Raw genomic sequence first — 17,166 nt, 5'->3', positions numbered from 1 at the left:
CGCGGCGGGAGCAGGGGACCTTCGCTATCGCTCTACAGCTACTTCTGGCCGATGATCTTGTCGAACAGGACAGACGGCTTGCCCGGGCCGCAGTCCGCCCCGAAGGCGACGATGCGGAACTGGGCGAGCTTCCCTGTGGTGTAGATCACCATCACGCCGTCCTTGCCCGCGACGTTCACCGGCCGGATGCCCTCCGGCCGGACGTCGGGATCCAGTCCGGCGGCCTCGACGCAGGCGTCCAGCTTCTCTTCGGTCTTCAGCGAGCCGAAGTCGCGGACGCCGATCGCCTTGCCGACGAGCGCTTCCGCGCCGCCGCCGTCGCCGCCGACCGAGGGGCCGGTGGGGGCGGGCGGAGGCTGCGCGACGCCGCCCGGTGTCGTCTGCTGGGTGGTGGGAACGACGATCGCGACGGCGGCGATCGCGGCCGCGGCCACGGTCGCTATCCCGGCGCCCCAGCCGATCCGCTTGTTCCTCCGCCGCCGTGCGGCCGCGAGGTCCACCACCGGGGCGACCTGCTCCGGCTGCCCCTGAGGTGCGTCTTGAAAGGCAGGCGACGCCTGACGGGTCTGCATTTCCGCGGCCAGCGCCGCGTCGATCCGTGCCGCGTACTCCGCCGGCATCGGTACGACCGGCTCGTTCGCGAGTGACGCGAGGTCGGCCGTGGTCGCTTCAAGTGCTTCGATGATCGCCAGTGCTTCGGGGTCGGCGTTCACCAGCGGCCACAGTTCGGCCGCCTCTCGCTCGTCCAGTACACCTGCGTGCAGGTCGGCGAGCACATCGACAGACCACGGCGGACCGACGGTCCCGCCGATCCCCCTGCTCTCGTCTGTCATCTTCCCTCCCCGTCACCCGGCGTGCCCTGAGGACGCCTGGCACCCCGTTCCGGGGTAGCGCGCTCTCGTTTGCTTTCGTGAGTTGGGACGTTCGCAATCGCATCGGGGTTCCGTAGATGTCCGAGAACCTTCGCGAGCTTTCCGCGACCTCGGGCACACCTGCTCTTCACCGTGCCCTCGGCGATGCCGAGCATCTTCGCCGTCTCGGCGACGGAGTATCCCTCGACGTCGACCAACACGATCGGGGCACGTTGTTCTTCAGGAAGCTGGTCGAGGGCTGCCTTGACCACGAGGCTCGTCTCTCGCTCGGACATCGAGTCGCGTGGCGAGGCGGGCTCGTTGAACTGCCCGGTCTCGGGCAGCGGAACGGTCGGTCTGGCCTTGCCCCGCCGGATGCGGTCGAGGCACGCGTTCACGACGATGCGGTGCAGCCACGTCGTGACCTGCGATTCGGCTCGGAAATTGCCCGCTGCTCGGAACGCGGAGATGAACGCGTCCTGCAGGGCGTCCGCGGCTTCTTCCGGATCCCGCACGGTGCGCAGGGCGACGGCCCACATGCGGTCTCGATGTCGCTGGACCAGTTCACTGAACGCGTGCGGGTCACCGGCGGCATGCGCCGCTATGAGATCCGCGTCCGTTGGAGCTGCAGCTGTCACCCGGGAGAGCCTACTGACCCGGTGTTCGGCGTCACCCCGCAGGCAGGAACGTCAGCTCTTTGAGTTCGGTCACGAACTTGCCGTCGCCATCTTCACCCAGCTGAGTGATCCAGACGATGAAGTACTGACCCTGCTGCGGCTGCTGCAACGCGATGGTCGATTCACCCGCCGCGAGGTCCCCGCCGCCGACGACCTTCGTCTCGTCGAGCTTCGGGTTCTTCTTGTCGGCGGAGCGGATCTCGACCTTCGAGCCGGCGCTTCCCGCGTCGATCTTGACCTGGCTGAGGTTGATCGGGTCCTTGAAGGTCACGACCAGCCCGACACCGTTCTTGAGGACCGGGAACTGCTCGTCGTAGTCGTCGGTCTTCCACACGGTGCCCGGGTCGCCGTCCGTCGCGTTCTTGGCGCGGCCGGGGCTGTCGCCCTTGCTGCCCGGGTTGAACACGGCGACGGCCGACGGCTTGACCGCGGCCCCCACGGTCGGACCCGGCGGCGGCTGCTGAGAGGGCGGCGGCTGCTCGCCCGAAGGCGGCGGGGCCGCCGAAGACGACGACGCGGCGACGTTCATGTTCGGACCGCTGGACTTCGATTCACCCTGGAACAGGTTGATCAGCATCATCCCGCCCCAGGCGAGGATGACCACGGTCGCGACGACCAGCACGGTCACGCCGAACGCCAGCTTCTTGCGCCGCGCGACGTCCTTGACCGGCTTCTTCGTCGTCCAGACCGTGCCGTCCGGTTCGGCGACGGCCTCATCCTCGCCGACGGCCTTGATCAGCTGGGTGCGTTCCTCGGCCTCGGCGACCTGGTCCAGCACGCGCAGGATGGCCGCGCTGGTGCGGATGCCGCCGTGGCCGCCGTCCTCGATGGTGCGGACGGCGAGCGAGGACAGTTCGACCGGGACCGTCGGGACCAGCGAACGCGGCGGGATGACCCTGCCAGTCGGCGCGTGCGGCGCCGCCGGGATCGCGGCCGGACCGCCGGGCAGGGCCCAGCGACCGGTCAGCAGCAGGTACAGCACCGCGCCGAGGGCCTTGACGTCGTCGCGAAGGGTCGCTTCGGGCAACGGACCCGGGAAGGCGAGCTTCAGCGCGCCGTCCGGGGTGAGCCGCAGCCGCTGCGGGTGGTCGAGCCCGAGGACGAGACCGTTCTGGTGGGCGTGATCGACGGCTTCCGCCAGCGCCTGCACCATCCTGGCCGCCGCGGCCGGCGCCACCGGGCGCTGCGCCACGAGGTCGACCAGGTCGCTGCCCTTGGTCCATTCCGCCACGACGACCCCGAGCAGACCTTCGCTCGAGGTGACGCCGCTGCCGAGGCTCAGCACGTCGAGGACGCGCGCGACCCCGCCGTGACCGAACTTCGAGGCGTGCGCGGCACGCTCCAGCGTCCGGCGCGCGAGCCTCGCGGCCTCCGCGTCCGCCGGGTCGCCGACCAGGAGCGTCAGCGCCACGTCCCGCTTCAGCTGCCCGTCGCGGGCGCGCCAAAGATGCGCCGCCGCCCGCTCGTCCACCCCGAACTGTGCGAGCAGGCGATACCGGCCGTCACCGACGACCCGGCCAGGGGCCAACGACCCACCCTGGGCACGAACGCCCACTTGGCTCGCCTCCCCTGCCTGTTCGCTCCGTCTCGTATCCACCGCACTCTCCCGCGTAGCTCCCGCCCCGAGGGTACCCAGAATACGACCCGTGAACGCGCGCCATCCGTGCGTGAATCGTTATCGCCGCTTGATCAACCGGGTGATCCTCGCCGTGGCGGGCTTCAATTCCTCGACCTTGAGGGCCATGAGCACGCCGAACGACACCACGATCCCGACGATCGTTTGGAGCAGAAGTTTCACCCAGGCATGGAAAGTAGGCCCGAACGAGTCGGGAACGACCTGCCCGGCGAGCCACGCCGCGCCGACCCCGAGCACGCTCGCGACGACCGTGAAGAGGATCACTCCGAGAACCCGCTTGCTCCGGAGGTTACCGAGCGTCACCCAGAGCCAGACCTGACCGAGGATCGCGCCGACGACGAACGTGAGGCCGTTGACCATCATCACGCCGAGCACGATGTTGTCCGGCGACAGCAGCGCGGGGCACAGGTACAGCAGCGGCACCTTGACCACGGTCATCACGATCATGATCAGCACTGGCGTCCGCGCGTCCTTCATCGCGTAGAACACCCGCATCTGCAGCATGACCAGCGCGTACGGCAGCAGCGCGAACGCGGAGATGGCCAGCGCCTCGCCCAGGCGCGTCGCGTCCTCGATCTTGCCCTTGCCCAGGGTGAACAGGGCGATACCGACCGAACCGCCCACCACGGTCATCACCGCGGAGATCGGCAGGAGCGTCACCGTCGAGATCCGGGAGGCGTACGAGAGGTCGCCGATCAGCTTCTTGTGGTCGCCGTCCGCGGCCGCGCGGCTCATCCTCGGCATGATCGCGGTCAGCAGCGACACGCCGATGACGCCGTACGGCAGCTGGAAGAGCAGCCAGGCGTTGGCGTACGCGGTCACACCGCCCGACGAACCGCTGGTCAGCACACGGGTCGTGATCGTGTAGCCCACCTGGCTGACCGCGACGTAGCCGACGGTCCACAGCGCGAGCCCGCCGAATTCCTTCATGCGCTTGTCGATGCCCCAGCGCCACTTGAACTTGAACCCGGACCGCAGCAGCGGCGGGATCAGCAGCACCGACTGCGCCACGATGCCCGCGGTCACGCCGAGGCCCAGCGTCAGCACCTTCGGGTCGGTGATCGACACGGGGTTCGTGGAGATGTCCCCCGGCATGATCCACACCACGAGGATCGTGAAGATGACGACCAGGTTGTTGATCACCGGCGCCCAGGCCGTCGGGCCGAAGATGTGCTTCGCGTTCAGCATCGCCGAGAGCAGCGCGAACACGCCGTAGAAGAAGATCTGCGGCAGCAGCAGGTACGCGAACGCGGTGACCAGGTCGGGGTTCGCCTGCCCCTTATCGTCGACGTAGAGCTTGGTGATCAGCGGCGCCGCGAGGACCGCGATCGCCGTCCCGGCGATGAGCAGCGTCCCCGCCACCGTCACCAGCCGCTGCGTGTAGGCCTCGCCGCCGTCCTTGTCGTCCTGCGACCGCACGAGCAGCGGGACCACGAGACTGGACAGCACACCGCCCATCAGCAGTTCGAAGATGATGTTCGGCATCGTGTTGGCGACGTTGAACGAGTCGTTCTCGACCTTGGCGCCGATGGCCGCGACCAGCAGCAGCTTCCACGCGAAGCCGGTGATGCGGCTGATCAGCGAGGCGATCGCCATCCGGCCGCTGGATTTCGCGATGGACGGTGCCTGCGCCGGGGCGGCGACGTCCTGTTCGCCGGTCTCCCCCGGCCGCGGTTTGACCAGCGGCGCGTCCTTGATCGCAGGCATGACCTGCGTGGCGAGCTGGTCGTACGGGCGGAGGACGTCGGGGTCGGCGACCGGCCAGCGCGAGCCCATCGGGACGCCGGGGGTGCGCGGGATGAACCGCGTCGCGTCGGGTTCGTCGCGCCGGTCGACCTGCCACGGGCGGACCGGTGGCGGCTGGCGGCGCCCGCGATGCGGCGGGGGCGGAGTCTGATGCGGGGCCTGGTGCGGTCCCTGCGGCGGTGCCCCGGGCGGACGGCGCTGCGCCGGACCCTGGGACGGGTTCTGAGCCGGATTCTGCGTCGGCTGGGGCAGCGGCGGCCCTTGCTGCTGAGGCGGCGGGACCTGCTGACGCCGGGTCGGCGGAGGCGCTTTGCGCGGCGGTGCCTGGTTCTGGTTCTGGGGTGGCCTCAGCCGTCGTGTCTCGTCGTCGGCACGGCCCGCGGTCCGCTGGCGGCGGCCGTCCGGCGGCTGCTGAGGCGGTGGCGCGGCACGACGCGGCCGCTCACCGCGCTCGGGCGGGAGCTGCTGGGGCGGCGGTTGACGACGCTCCGGACGACGCGCGGGACCATCGGTGCGACGGGGCGGTGGCGGAGCGCCTTCGCGCCGGGGACGGCCTGCACGCTCGGGCGGTACACCCGGCTCTCTTTCCAACGTGCGCCCAATCCTCGGTGCTCGACTACGTGATGCCCGATGGCATCGTCCGGACCAGGGTAATCGGGAACGCCCGGAAACACTTAAACCTGTGCGTCTTCGGTCACACGCGGGGCCGTTTCGTTCGCCCGATCGGTCCGCGCGTCCTTGATCTTCCGGTAGATCCGGCGGGACGAGAGCAGCAGCAACGCGCCCGCCGCGGTGACGGTGATGATGATGGTGATCGCGCCGTACTCGGTCGAGGTCAGTTCGAAGCGGGCGGCGGAGCCGAGCGGGGTCCCGTCGGGTGTGGTCAGCGCCACGTCGACGCTGAACCGGCCCGCCCGCAGCGCCTCGACCGGGAGCAGCCGGTTGCGGGCGCTGTTCGCCGGGACCATCTGCGCCTGCAGCTGCGTCTCGTCGGTCGGCCGCAGGCCCACGTTGTTCTTCAGCGCGACCTGGACGGCGACGCCGACCGGCAGGCTGTTGGTGATGAACACCGGCAGCGGCGACGCGCCGGACGCCAGCGCGATCGTCTGCTTCGGCCGTTCCACGGTGACCTGGCTGCGGATCGCGTCGAGGTCGCCGCGCGCGTTGCCGGTGGCGATCGTCGCGTCCGCGCCACGCCACGAGGTCGAGGCGGCCCGGATCAGGGCGAGCCGGACGGGGGCTATCACGTCGGCCGGATTCACTCGTTTGGTGGCATCCATCGTCATCGCGGACGACAGGCCGAGCGTCTCGTTGTCGATCTGGGACATCTTCGCGGTGACGTCTCCGCTGGTCGCGGCCGTCAGATCCTGCGGGGCGTAGTTGACCGACGCCGTCCCGGACGGGCCTTGGCCGAGCAGTTCGGGCAGCGGTGCCGGCTTGACGAGACCGGCGCCGTAGAAGTCGCCCATCCGCCCCAGGAACGAGGTGAGTTCGGGGCCGGTCGCGGCCCAGTGGCGCGGCGGCGCGATCAGCAGCCGCGAGCGTTCCTGCTCCTCGTTCTGTCCGCCGAGCCCGGCCCGGAAGGCGATCGCGCCGAGCCCGTTCTGGGTGGATCCCGAGCCGTTCAGCGCGGACGAGATCAGCGTGTCGATCGGCTGCGCGCGGAGATCCGTTCCCTCGATCGAGACCCCGCCCGAAACCGGGGAACCGGACTGGAGCCTGCCCGAATCGGTCAGCACGGTCTTGACGCCCGCCTTGCCGATCGCTTCGAGGGTCTGCGAATCGAGGACGCCGCCGGGCCACAGCACGCCGTCCTGCGGCTGGATGCCGAGCAGGTTCTTGATCGTCGTCGCGCCGCCGAGCGCGGCCGACAGGAGCGCGGTGTCGGTGGCGTCGCCGGCGCGGACCTTCGTCAGCGCGGCGAGGTCGGCGTCGGCGAACGGGAGGGTGACCACGCAGCGGCCCGCGACCAGCGCCTTCAGCTGGCCGAGCCAGTTCTTCGCGGTCTCGACGCCCTTGCCGGGGACGGGTCCGCCGCCGGTGGCGACCTGGTAGCCGCGGGTCATCCCGTCCACGGTCGCGACCAGATCGGGGTCGATGGCCAGGCACAGCGACGACGAGACCTTCGTGTCGGCCTCGGCCGCGCGCGCCGCCGCGACCAGCGAGTCCAGCCGCCCGCCCGCGGCCAGCTCGTCCGCCAGCCGCTCGTCCGCCAGGGTCAGCGGACCGCCGAGCGGGGACGAGACGACGTGCACGGTGCTGTTCGCGATCGGCCACAGCAGGCTCGCCGACGGCGCCGAGGGCACTGCCGGCGGACGCGACGAGGGCGCTTTGCCGGGGACGCCGAGCACCGGCATCAGCAGGCTGATCGCCGCGAGCCGTTCCGGGCCGCCGAAGTCGGGGGTGCCGTTGACGTTGACCAGCAGCGGGTACACGCCGGCCTTCGGGAACTGGAGCTTCGACGACGGGCCGAGCGGGACGGCCAGGTCGAGCGTCGCGCTCTGTCCCGCCTCCAGGGTGTCCGGTTCGAGGTCGACGAACTCGGTCGCCGAGAGATCCTTGAACTTGCCGCCCGCGAGCACGTCGCCGATCTGCTGGTCGCTCTGCAGCCGGGTGCCCAGCTGCAGCCGGACGCCCAGTTTGCTGATCGGCCGGTCACCGATGTTGGTGACGCGGCCGGTGACGGTGATCGACGTCGAGCCCGTGGTGATCACGCGGGGGTTCAGCTGGTCGAGGTCCACGCGCAGCCGGGGCTGTTCCTGGGCCTGCGCGACCGCGACGGGCAACGCGGAGAAGGCCAGGAACAGGATCGACAGGACAGTGGCGGCAAGCCGCTTCACTCAGGTGCTCCCTCGGCGGTGTGCTGTTGCTGCGCGAAGAGTTCTTTGGCCTTCCGGACCAGCTTGCGCTCGTCGGAGTAGGCGAGGGTGGTCTCCAGGTCGGCGAGCGGCACCCAGGCGACCTCGGTCACCTCGACATCTTCGTCCGAAAGCTCGCCGCCGGTGGATTCCAGGATGAAATGGTGCACCGTCTTGTGCACGCGGCGTCGCTCGGCCACGAACCAGTAGTCGATGGTGCCGAGGGGCTGCAGGACCCGCGCGGAGATGCCGGTCTCCTCCTTCACCTCGCGCACCGCGGTCTGCTCATGCGTCTCACCGTCCTCGATGTGGCCCTTGGGCAGCGACCACAGCAGTCTGCCGTGCCGGTCGAGCCGCCCGATCAGCGCGGCGTGCGCGCGTTCGACGTCGACGACGAGACCGCCGGCCGAGGTTTCGTCGACCGTGGTCAGCCGCCTTCCCCGCCTGCGCCTCCGCCGGCGGCCCGGCTTCGAAGCGCCGGAGCGGCCGGCTGATCCAGACATGCTGCGATGCTAGAGCAAACGGCGGTACGGGTACGCTGGCTCTCCGTGCCCGGGTTGGGCCGGGCCGTAGTAAGTACATCCAAATCGTGGTGGGATTGTCGTGAACAAGGTGGTCGCCGGGCAGGCGATTGCGGGGAAGAGCACTGCGATGCAGAACGCTGTGACGGAGCTGATGCGCATCTCCCCGCTGGCGGACGAGCTCGCGAAGCTCTTCGCGAAGGCGGGGTACAGCCTGTACCTGGTCGGCGGCAGCGTCCGGGACATGATGCTCGGCAGGTTGTCGAGCGACCTCGACTTCACCACGGACGCCAGGCCGGATCAGGTCCTCAAGATCGTGAACGCCTGGGGCGACGCGGTGTGGGACGTCGGCATCGCGTTCGGCACGGTCGGGGTGACGAAGCAGGGCATGACCCTGGAGATCACCACGTTCCGCGCCGACAGCTACGACCGGGTCGGCCGCAACCCCGAGGTCACCTTCGGCGACAGCATCGAGGGCGATCTGCTCCGCCGCGACTTCACGGTCAACGCGATGGCGATCGACCTCGCGAACCAGACCTTCGTCGACCCGTACGACGGGCTCCAGGCGCTGCAGGACCGGGTGCTCGACACGCCCGCGACCCCGCAGGAGTCCTTCGCCGACGACCCGCTGCGCATGCTGCGGGCCGCGCGGTTCTCCGCGCAGCTCGGGTTCGTCGCGGCGCCGCGGGTGATCGACGCGATGACGTCGATGGCGGAGGAGATCGACCGGATCACCGCCGAGCGCGTCCAGACCGAGCTGTCGAAGCTGCTGCTGGCGGCCGACCCGCGGCCCGGCATCGAGCTCCTGGTCGACACCCGCCTCGCCGACCGCGTGCTGCCCGAGGTGCCCGGCATGCGGCTGGCGATCGACGAGCACCACCAGCACAAGGACGTCTACCAGCACTCGCTGACCGTGCTCGCGCAGGCGATCGACCTGGAGTCCTCGCACGAGCCGACCTCCGAGCCGGACCTGATCCTGCGGCTCGCGGCGCTCCTGCACGACGTCGGCAAGCCCGCGACGCGCGAGTTCCAGCCCGGCGGCGGGGTGAGCTTCCACCACCACGAGGTCGTCGGCGCGAAGATGGCCCGCAAGCGTTTGCGTGCCCTGAAGTTCTCGAAGGAGATCGTCCAGGACGTCAGCCAGCTCGTGTTCCTGCACCTGCGGTTCCACGGGTACGGCAAGGGCGAGTGGACGGACTCGGCGGTGCGGCGCTACGTCACCGACGCCGGCGACCTGCTGCCCCGGCTGCACAAGCTGGTGCGCGCCGACTGCACCACGCGCAACCGCAAGAAGGCGGCCGCGCTGCAGGCGACCTACGACGACCTCGAGCGGCGGATCGCGACGATCCAGGCGCAGGAGGACCTCGACCGGGTCCGGCCGGACCTCAACGGCGAGGAGATCATGCGGATCCTCGATCTCAAGCCGGGGCCGGACGTCGGCAAGGCGTGGAAGCACCTGAAGGAGCTGCGGCTCGACCGCGGTCCGCTGGAGCACGACGAGGCGGTCGCCGAGTTGAAGAAGTGGGCCGCCGAGAACGGCATCGGCGGCTAGCGTTCGCCCGTTTCGTCACGGAATTCCAGGTCATCAGCTGAGATAAACACCGTTGGTCTCTGGATCCATACGGCGTAACCCGAGATACTCCTGCCGGTGCTCCGGGCAGGGGGAAATTCCATGGCGAAGCGGCCGTCCAGTTTTCTGGTGACGCTGCTGCGTCGTGGCGCGCCCGCGCTGGCCACGGCGACCAGTGAGCTGTCCGACGAGGTCGGCGACCCGACACCCATGCGGGCGCTCCGGCGGATCCAGCAGATGAACGGTCCCGTCGACACGGCTTATCGCGACAACCTGCTGCTCAGAGCCGCTCGCTACGTCGCCCTCGTCCCCCTGGTCTACCGGCTCTTCGCGGTGCCGGGCACGTTCGGCGTCTACGTCTCCACCCACGGCATGGTCGGGATCGGGCCGGTCGGGCTGGTGGCGCTCGGCTCGGTCGCGCTCTCGCTGTACGGGATCCGGTGGATGCTGCGGTCGGCGCCGTTCCGCCCGCAGCACGCCGTCCGGCTGCTGGCCATCGACCTCGCGTTCACGCTGCTCGCGCCGCTGGCCGTCGGCGCGCTCGTGCCGGCTTCGGTGTTCACCGAGGCGATGGCGGTGCCGGGCAAACATCTGCTCGGCGAGGTCGCGCTGCTGGCACTGGCGCTGGGGATGCCCGCCGCCGCGGCGCTGGCCGTCGTCAGCTTCCCGGTGCGGATGCTCGCGTCCCTGTTCGGCACCGGTCACGCCGCGCCCGGCGACGCGATGGCCACCTTCCCGTCGATGCTCGGCGTCCTCTTCACCGCGAGCGGTGCGCTCGTCCTGATCGGGCTCGGCACCCGGCTCGCGCTCGCGTACGGCATCCGCAACGGCCGGATCGCCGAACGCGCCCGCCAGCACCGGATGCTGCACGACTCCGTGCTGCAGACCCTCGAAGCGATCGCGCTGGCCCACCAGGGCGACCCGGCCGACCGGCTCGCGGAGGTGCAGCGGCTGGCGCGGGCGCAGTCGATGGAGCTGCGGCAGACGATCGAGAACGAGGCTTCGGAACGGTCGGAGGCCGGATCGCGGCCGCTGGGCGAGAAGCTCGCGTCGCTGGCGGCGGAGATGGCACGCGACGGGCTGCGCGCCCAGCTCGTGATCGCCGAACTCGACGACGACACGCTCTCGGAGGTCCGGCAGATCGCCATCCGCGACGCCGTCCGGGAGTCCCTGCGCAACACCCTCAAGCACGCCGGGACGGACAAGGTCGTCGTGCGCGTCGAGGAACAGGAAGGCGGCGTCGCGGTGATCACCCGCGATCACGGCGCCGGGTTCAGCCTCGATTCCCGGCCCGCCGGTTTCGGCATCAGCGAGTCCATCACCGCCCGGCTGAACGAGGTCGGCGGGACGGCCAGGGTGGAGTCGGCTCCGGGCAATGGCACCAGAGTCACCCTCTGGGTGCCGTTCTGACGGTAAACAGGAGAACATGAAGAAAACGGACGTCCTGGTCAAAGCGCTCACCGCGTACCGCGACGGTGACCAGGCCAAGGCAGCGGACCTCGCCGAACGTGCCGGATCCACGCTCGGCATCGAACTGCACGGATACCTGACCGAAGGCGGCGGCGGAGGTGTCTACGAGCAGCCCGCCGCGTTCACCGCGTTCATCCGCGGCGGCGGGAACGTGAAGCTCTACCGGCAGCTCAGCGCCATGCTCGCCCGGCGTTACGGCAGCGTGGGTTCCCTGCTCGACCTCGGCTGCGGCGACGGGCTCGCCGTCGTCCCCGCGCTCGAACAGGCGGACCGGCAGCCCGGCCGGATCGACCTCGTCGAGCCGTCGAGCGCGTTGCTCGCCGAAACGCGCAAGCACCTCGACGGCACCCACGGCCTCCACACCTGGGAGGCGACCGCGCAGGAGTTCCTCGCCCGCGAAGACGACAAGCAGTGGCAGCTGACGCAGTCGACCTTCGCGCTCCAGTCGATCCCGACCGCCGAGCGCACCGAGGTCCTGCGGGCGCTCCGGCCCCGCACCTCGTGCCTGGTGCTCGCCGAGTTCGACGTGCCCGAGTACGACGAAGGCTCCGACGAGTACTTGGTCTCCCTGGTCACGCGCTACGAACGCGGGATCTCGGAGTACGGCAAGGAGGCGTCGCTGGTGGCGCGGGGGTTCCTGCTGCCGATCCTGCTGGGCCTGGTCAAACCGGGGGCCGACCGGACGAACTGGGAGCAGCCCGCCACCGACTGGGCCTCGCAGCTGAAGGAAGCGGGCTTCACCGGCATCCGGATCGAGCCGCTGGCGGACTACTGGTGGTCGCCCGCGGTGCTCATCACCGCCTCCTGAGTTTGGCTACGTTGGGGTCATGGGGATCTTGCTTTCCGCGCTCGAACTCGCCGTCGTCGAGGAAGGCCGCGCGGCCGCCGAAGTGCTCGCGTCCACGGCCTCGGTCGCCGGGAAACTGGAGGAACTCGGCTACCACCGGATCTGGATCGCGGAGCATCACGGCTCGCCCGCCATCGCGACGTCCTCGCCGCCGGTGCTGGCCGCGCATCTGGCGGCGGTGACGTCGTCGATCCGGATCGGCTCGGGCGGGGTGCTGGCGCCGAACCACGCCCCGCTCGCGATCGCCGAGCAGTTCGCGACGCTTTCGGCGCTGCACCCCGGCCGGATCGACCTCGGCGTCGGACGGGGTCCCGGCACCTTCGACGAGAAGATCGTCCGCGCGCTGCGCCGGGGCGCGGACCCGGCGACGGACGACGAATACCGCGCCGACGTCGCCGAGCTGCTGCGTCACCTGGCCGGGGAGACCGGCATCCGGGTGCTGCCCGGCGAGGTGCCGACGCCGGAGCCGTGGCTGCTGTGTTCGAGCGCGGCCGGCGCCTCGCTCGCCGCCGGACTCGGCCTGCCGATCGCGGTCGCGCACCACATCAGGCCGCAGAACACGGCCGAGGTGCTGGAGGCCTACCGCGAGAACTTCAAGCCGTCCCGGTGGCGCGAAGAGCCGTACGTGATCCTCTGCGTCGAGACCATCTGCGCGGACACCGACGCCGAAGCCGCGTACATCGCCGGGCCGTGCGCGGTGATCAAGTCGTACCTGCTCAACGGTGAAGGCGGCGACCTGGCCTTCCCGACCATGGAGGCGGCGGCCGCGCACGAGTTCACCCCGGAGTCGGCGGAGCTGATCGGGCAGTTCACCGCCGCGCAGGCGCACGGCGGACCGGAGACGGCGGTGACGTCGCTGCGGAACCTCGCCGCGGCCACCGGTGCCGACGAGCTGATGCTGACGGCACCGGTGTACGACGCCGCGGCGCGGGCCCGGTCCTACGAGCTGGTCGCGAAGTCCTTTTAGCGCGGGTTATTGGACGCGGGACAGGGCGCCGGATTCGAGATGCTGGGCGAGCGGCCGGGGCAGCACGTAGGCCACGGCCCCGCCCGGCGTCCCGTTCCACGGCGTGGTGACGCCGGTGACCACGCGCAGCGGCCGCAGGACGCGGTACAGCCGGCGTTCCCGTTCGCGGTCCACGGCCAGTGACGTCTCGCTGAAGCGCGCCGTTTCCGCGTGCACGAGGTTGCCGGTCTCGTTCCCGAACCGCTGCACCGTGGTGCCCGCCGGCAGGACGACGATCCGCTTGCGGCGGAAGAAGTTCAGCGGCGGCTCGCCCCGCAGCGGCAGGATCGGCCAGTCGGCCGGGTTGTCGGCCTCCTCGCTCGCGCCCACCGCGGCCCGCGCCGGGTACAGCAGCAGGGTGCCGAGGAAGAACCGCGCCGCCTCTTCGAGACTCGCGAACGCCACCGGCTCGTCGGTCGGCGGCCGCGAGACCTCCCAGCCGTTCTCGGTGCGGCGCAGGGTCCAGAGACCCGGCTCCGGCACCGCGTTCGCGCCGATCCGGTAGGACGTCGGCGCGACGCCGTGTTCGGCCAGCCGCTGGTACAGGACTTCCAGCACCTCGGCGGCCCGGATGTCGCGGACCGGTTCGCCGTCGCGTTCGACACGGGCGCGGACGCTTTCGTCCGGCAGGTCCGCGGCGGTCTGCGGCGGCCGCGGCTTGCCGACGATCTCCGCCTCGGCGGTCGCCCGCACCAGCTCCCCGACCAGCGGCGGCCGGAACCCGGCCGCCCGGATGTGCTCGACCAGCTCAGGCTCCGGCGGCACCCCGTACTTGCGCAGGTAGTGCGGCACGGCCGCGGGCCAGATCCACACGCCGTCGGTGTGGAAGGCGTTCGGCACGTCCGGCGGGCTGTTCGGGGTGAAGATGTCGGGCTGCGGGCCCGGCCGGGACACCGCCACCGGCGAGCGGAAGAGGTAGTCCAGGACGCCGCGCATCATGTCCGGCGGGACCGGCGGCCGGTTGACGACCGGGCGTTCGCCCTCGTTGTGCGCGTCGGCGACCTTCGCGTGCCGGAACACGACGTCCAGTGGCAGCCCGGCCTTGGCCGAGAGCCAGGCCGGGACGTGCTTCTGGTCGCGCGGGAAGATCGCGAGCTCGGTCGCGTACGCGCGCGGGGAAGGCTTTCCGCCCTCGTTCGGCGCGATCCGCCAGGTCGGTTCCTGTTCGGCGTCGAAGTCGAAGTCGAAATGCGATTCCGAGTCCAGCGTGAAGGTGCCCTGGAACCAGGTGCCGGTCTCGGGCTGGTGCATCGCCGCGCGCAGCCGCGCGAACAGCGAGCCGAGCTCCGGCGGGGCCGCGAGGGACACCGACACCGGGCCGTTGCCCTCGTCGCCGACCGAGCGGACCTCCAGCTCGGAGTAGTCGCCGACCTGCCGGAACTGCGCGCCGACCCGCTGCCAGCCCGGCGGCAGCACCCGCAGCAGCGTCCGCCCGATGGCGCGCAGCAGCGGCGGCTGGTCGCCCGAGCCGATCTCGGGCCGGGCGTCCGGCGACTCGACGAAATCGTGCCTGGTCTGCCACAACGCCGTCAGCCGCGACGGCGAGGCCGTGGTCGAGAAGTCCGTGAGCCCCAGTTCGGCCGCACGGGCCGCGTCCTCGCTCGCCCAGCGCAAGGTCAGGTCGCCGCCGCCGGTCTGCGGCGCGATCTGGAAGTGCTCGTCGTCGAACCGGCCGTACGACTGGAGGCTGAAGGTCACGCCGACCTCGCCGTTCAGCACGACCCGGGCGGGCCGTCCGTTCCAGTCACGGTCGAAGCCCTCGGGCGCCGCTTCCCCCAGCGGCGCGATGAGCAGCAACGTGCCGTCCTCGGTCGACCGCTGGGCCGCGAAGACGGTGTCCCCCCATACGGCGTACAGGCCATCCGGCCGCTCTGCCGCTTGAACCCGGTAACGCACTCTGTGTCCCCTCCCCAAGATCCCCGATCGGGGTCAATCTAGTGGGCCGGATAGCGGACGTACCACCGGTCGTCACCCGGGGCGGTCCCGCCGAACTCCGCGAGCGCGTCGTCCGCCAGCCCGCCGATGACCTCGCTCAATTCCAGCTTCACGAGCCAGTCCGTGTTGAGCTCTTCTTCCCCGTACATGGCGCCGACGAGGTTTCCGCAGATCGAGCCCGTCGAGTCGCTGTCGCCGCTGTGGTTCACCGAAGCGAGCAGAGCGGTGTCCGGATCCGTCGTGGCCAGGGCGACGTAGACCGACATGGACAGCGCGGTCTCGCCGATGTTCCCCTGACCGAGCGTTTCGAGCTTCTCCGGCGTCGGCGCCCCCTCGCGGGCGAGCGCGAGCGCCTGGTCCAGCGCGACGCTCTGCTCCTCGTGCCCCTGGTACTTCTCCAGTTCGGCACGGGCGGTCGCGACGGCGTCGAGCAGCGGTTTCCCGAGCAGCAGTTCGCGCACGATCACCGCGAAAGCGCCCGACGAGAGGTACCCGCTCGGATGACCGTGCGTCAGGGCCGCGCTCTCGGCGCCGAGCCGGAACACCTCCGCGAGGTCGTCCGACCACAGCGCGACGGGTGCCGCGCGCATGACGCCGCCGCAGCCCTTCGAGTTGTTCACCGGCTTGTCCATGCCGGCGCGCACGCCGGTCTTGCCGTACGCCTCCAGCTCGCTGAAGCAGGTGAGGCCGGGAGCGCGACGGCTGAAGAGCTCGCGGTTCGTGATGAGCCAGCCGTCGGGTTCCGTGCTCGTGTCCTCCGGCCCGCGCGCCCGCTCCCACGAGACGCCCTGGGTGTGCAGCCAGCGCTGGTAGGCCAGCTGGAGCGACTGCTCGACGGGCACTGTGCCGTGGTGGGCCCTGATCAGGCCTTCCAGGGTGAACAGCGTCATCTGGGTGTCGTCGGTGATCCGCCCGATCCCGCCGTACGCGGGGATGAGGTCGGTGATCCCGGCGGGTCCGGCTATCTCCCGGATGCGGTCGATCGAGTCGAACTCGGTCTTCGCGCCGAGCGCGTCGCCGATCGCCCCGGCGAACAGGCTGCCGCGCAGCCGGGACCTGGTCGCCGGATTCTGAAGCCACTCGCGCATTTCTCTACTGATCTCCTCGTGGGTACCGGTTCGCGTCCCAGCGCCGCCGCTCCTCGGGCTCGCGGGTCAGGCCGAACCGGTTGAAGTAGTAATAGGCGTCGCCCGCCATGGCGTCGACGACGCCGAGGCCGGAGTACGCGGCGAGCCAGCTCTCCGGCAGGCCGGGCACGGTGAGCCGGGCACCGACCATCGCCCCGGTCAGCGCCGCCGTCACCGCGCCGCCGCGTGCGGCCAGCGTCAGCGCCGCCTCGGGATCGTGACCCCGTTTGGCGGCGGCGAACACCGCCCTGCCGAGTACCGAAAGCGGTGTCCGGCCGTCCCCGATGCTGTCGAACTGTTCGACGTCGGCGACACGGCCGCCGTCGAGGTCGTTCCGGAGGTCGAGCACGGTCTTGACCAGGTCGCCGACCTCGCCGCTGTACTCGTCGAAACCTTCGAGGAAGTTCGCCACCGCTGGTTCGCCGTTCCGGGCCGCGAGCTGCGCGCGGAACACGTTCACCAGCAGCTCCGCGCCGTGGACGACCTCGTGGCCCGCCGCGGAACCGACCAGCTCGCGGACCACCTTCATCGCGTAGAAGGTGCTGTCGGCGGGACCCGGCGTCCCTCCGGTCACCGTCGCGGCGAGCGCCGTCACCAGCATGGCCGAGAACTCCGCGGGAGGCGGTCCGGCGGCCGCGGTGGCCTTGGCGACCCAGCCGTCCGGGCGTCCGCCCGCGGGCAGTGACGCCGGGATTTCGGGCTTGTCCGGGGTCGCGTCCAGGCCGCGGATCACCGACTCGGTGTGGAAGAGCAGCTGCCGGGTCAGCCCGCCCAGCGGCAGGCCGTCGGCGGGATCCGCGCCCGAGCCGAGCGCGTCACCGATCGCGAAGCCGACGTGGACGAGAAACGCGGGGACCTCTGTCGTCGCGCTTGCACGGCGCTGTCGTCCGGGCGAGCGCGGGCCCGGGCTACCCCGGGATGG

13 protein-coding genes are annotated in these 17,166 nt (G+C 70.8%); 4 read left to right on the top strand and 9 right to left on the bottom strand.

The window, feature by feature from the left end; all coding sequences use genetic code 11:
- Positions 1-38 precede the first annotated feature (38 nt).
- The 6 genes from AB0N89_RS23650 to AB0N89_RS23625 form a co-directional block, all read right to left on the bottom strand.
- A complete protein-coding gene (locus tag AB0N89_RS23650) occupies positions 39-833 on the bottom strand; it encodes a hypothetical protein (protein WP_364207799.1) in 795 nt (264 codons plus the stop codon).
- Complete coding sequence (gene sigM, locus AB0N89_RS23645; RefSeq protein ID WP_364207797.1) at positions 830-1,489, bottom strand: RNA polymerase sigma factor SigM; 660 nt, start codon at positions 1,487-1,489, stop codon at positions 830-832. The genes AB0N89_RS23650 and sigM overlap by 4 nt, the downstream gene beginning before the upstream one ends.
- A gap of 31 nt (positions 1,490-1,520) precedes the next feature.
- Positions 1,521-3,083 carry a protein kinase family protein gene (locus tag AB0N89_RS23640; protein WP_364207795.1) on the bottom strand — a complete coding sequence of 521 codons (1,563 nt, stop codon included), beginning with the start codon at positions 3,081-3,083 and terminating at the stop codon, positions 1,521-1,523.
- 120 nt (positions 3,084-3,203) lie between these two features.
- On the bottom strand, positions 3,204-4,940 hold the full coding sequence (gene murJ / locus AB0N89_RS23635; protein ID WP_364207922.1) for a murein biosynthesis integral membrane protein MurJ: 1,737 nt from the start codon (positions 4,938-4,940) through the stop codon (positions 3,204-3,206).
- Positions 4,941-5,584: 644 nt separating this feature from the next.
- Positions 5,585-7,750, bottom strand: a complete 2,166-nt coding sequence (locus AB0N89_RS23630) for a DUF6049 family protein (RefSeq protein WP_364207793.1) — start codon at positions 7,748-7,750, stop codon at positions 5,585-5,587.
- Entirely contained in the window at positions 7,747-8,271 is a 525-nt protein-coding gene (locus AB0N89_RS23625) for an NUDIX hydrolase (RefSeq protein ID WP_364207791.1), read from the bottom strand. Before AB0N89_RS23625 ends, AB0N89_RS23630 begins: the two co-directional genes overlap by 4 nt.
- A gap of 148 nt (positions 8,272-8,419) precedes the next feature.
- Here AB0N89_RS23625 and AB0N89_RS23620 point away from each other — a divergent pair, with 148 nt between their 5' ends.
- The 4 genes from AB0N89_RS23620 (at position 8,420) to AB0N89_RS23605 (ending at position 13,143) form a co-directional block, all read left to right on the top strand.
- Positions 8,420-9,841, top strand: a complete 1,422-nt coding sequence (locus AB0N89_RS23620; protein WP_364207789.1) for a CCA tRNA nucleotidyltransferase — start codon at positions 8,420-8,422, stop codon at positions 9,839-9,841.
- Between the two features lie 120 nt (positions 9,842-9,961).
- Entirely contained in the window at positions 9,962-11,269 is a 1,308-nt protein-coding gene (locus tag AB0N89_RS23615) for an ATP-binding protein (protein WP_364207787.1), read from the top strand.
- A 16-nt stretch (positions 11,270-11,285) separates the two neighbouring features.
- Positions 11,286-12,137, top strand: a complete 852-nt coding sequence (locus AB0N89_RS23610) for a class I SAM-dependent methyltransferase (protein WP_364207785.1) — start codon at positions 11,286-11,288, stop codon at positions 12,135-12,137.
- Positions 12,138-12,156: 19 nt separating this feature from the next.
- Positions 12,157-13,143, top strand: a complete 987-nt coding sequence (locus tag AB0N89_RS23605; protein WP_364207783.1) for an LLM class flavin-dependent oxidoreductase — start codon at positions 12,157-12,159, stop codon at positions 13,141-13,143.
- Positions 13,144-13,149: 6 nt separating this feature from the next.
- Here the strand turns inward: AB0N89_RS23605 and AB0N89_RS23600 are convergent, their stop codons facing one another.
- From AB0N89_RS23600 to AB0N89_RS23590, 3 genes are all read right to left on the bottom strand, one after another.
- Positions 13,150-15,078: a TNT domain-containing protein gene (locus AB0N89_RS23600; protein WP_364207781.1), complete on the bottom strand. Its 1,929-nt coding sequence runs from the start codon at positions 15,076-15,078 to the stop codon at positions 13,150-13,152.
- Positions 15,079-15,116: 38 nt separating this feature from the next.
- Positions 15,117-16,205: an ADP-ribosylglycohydrolase family protein gene (locus AB0N89_RS23595; RefSeq protein ID WP_364207779.1), complete on the bottom strand. Its 1,089-nt coding sequence runs from the start codon at positions 16,203-16,205 to the stop codon at positions 15,117-15,119.
- A 4-nt stretch (positions 16,206-16,209) separates the two neighbouring features.
- Positions 16,210-17,166: ADP-ribosylglycohydrolase family protein (locus tag AB0N89_RS23590; protein ID WP_364207777.1), on the bottom strand; the 957-nt coding region annotated here is incomplete at its 5' end.

It is taken from the genome of Amycolatopsis sp. NPDC089917 (assembly GCF_040684635.1).
Taxonomy (GTDB): Bacteria; Actinomycetota; Actinomycetes; order Mycobacteriales; family Pseudonocardiaceae; genus Amycolatopsis.
The sequence above is the reverse complement of the archived record's forward strand: the minus strand, read 5'-3'. Positions and strand labels throughout refer to the sequence as shown.

Bases quoted from the DNA above. Each gene is read 5' to 3' on its own strand.
- murJ (WP_364207922.1), bottom strand. From the start codon at position 4,940: ATGGGCTCGCGCTGGCCGGTCGCCGACCCCGACGTCCTCCGCCCGTAC.
- AB0N89_RS23620 (WP_364207789.1), top strand. From the start codon at position 8,420: ATGCAGAACGCTGTGACGGAGCTGATGCGCATCTCCCCGCTGGCGGAC.
- AB0N89_RS23625 (WP_364207791.1), bottom strand. From the start codon at position 8,271: ATGTCTGGATCAGCCGGCCGCTCCGGCGCTTCGAAGCCGGGCCGCCGG.
- AB0N89_RS23615 (WP_364207787.1), top strand. From the start codon at position 9,962: ATGGCGAAGCGGCCGTCCAGTTTTCTGGTGACGCTGCTGCGTCGTGGC.
- AB0N89_RS23650 (WP_364207799.1), bottom strand. From the start codon at position 833: ATGACAGACGAGAGCAGGGGGATCGGCGGGACCGTCGGTCCGCCGTGG.
- AB0N89_RS23595 (WP_364207779.1), bottom strand. From the start codon at position 16,205: ATGCGCGAGTGGCTTCAGAATCCGGCGACCAGGTCCCGGCTGCGCGGC.
- AB0N89_RS23605 (WP_364207783.1), top strand. From the start codon at position 12,157: ATGGGGATCTTGCTTTCCGCGCTCGAACTCGCCGTCGTCGAGGAAGGC.
- AB0N89_RS23610 (WP_364207785.1), top strand. From the start codon at position 11,286: ATGAAGAAAACGGACGTCCTGGTCAAAGCGCTCACCGCGTACCGCGAC.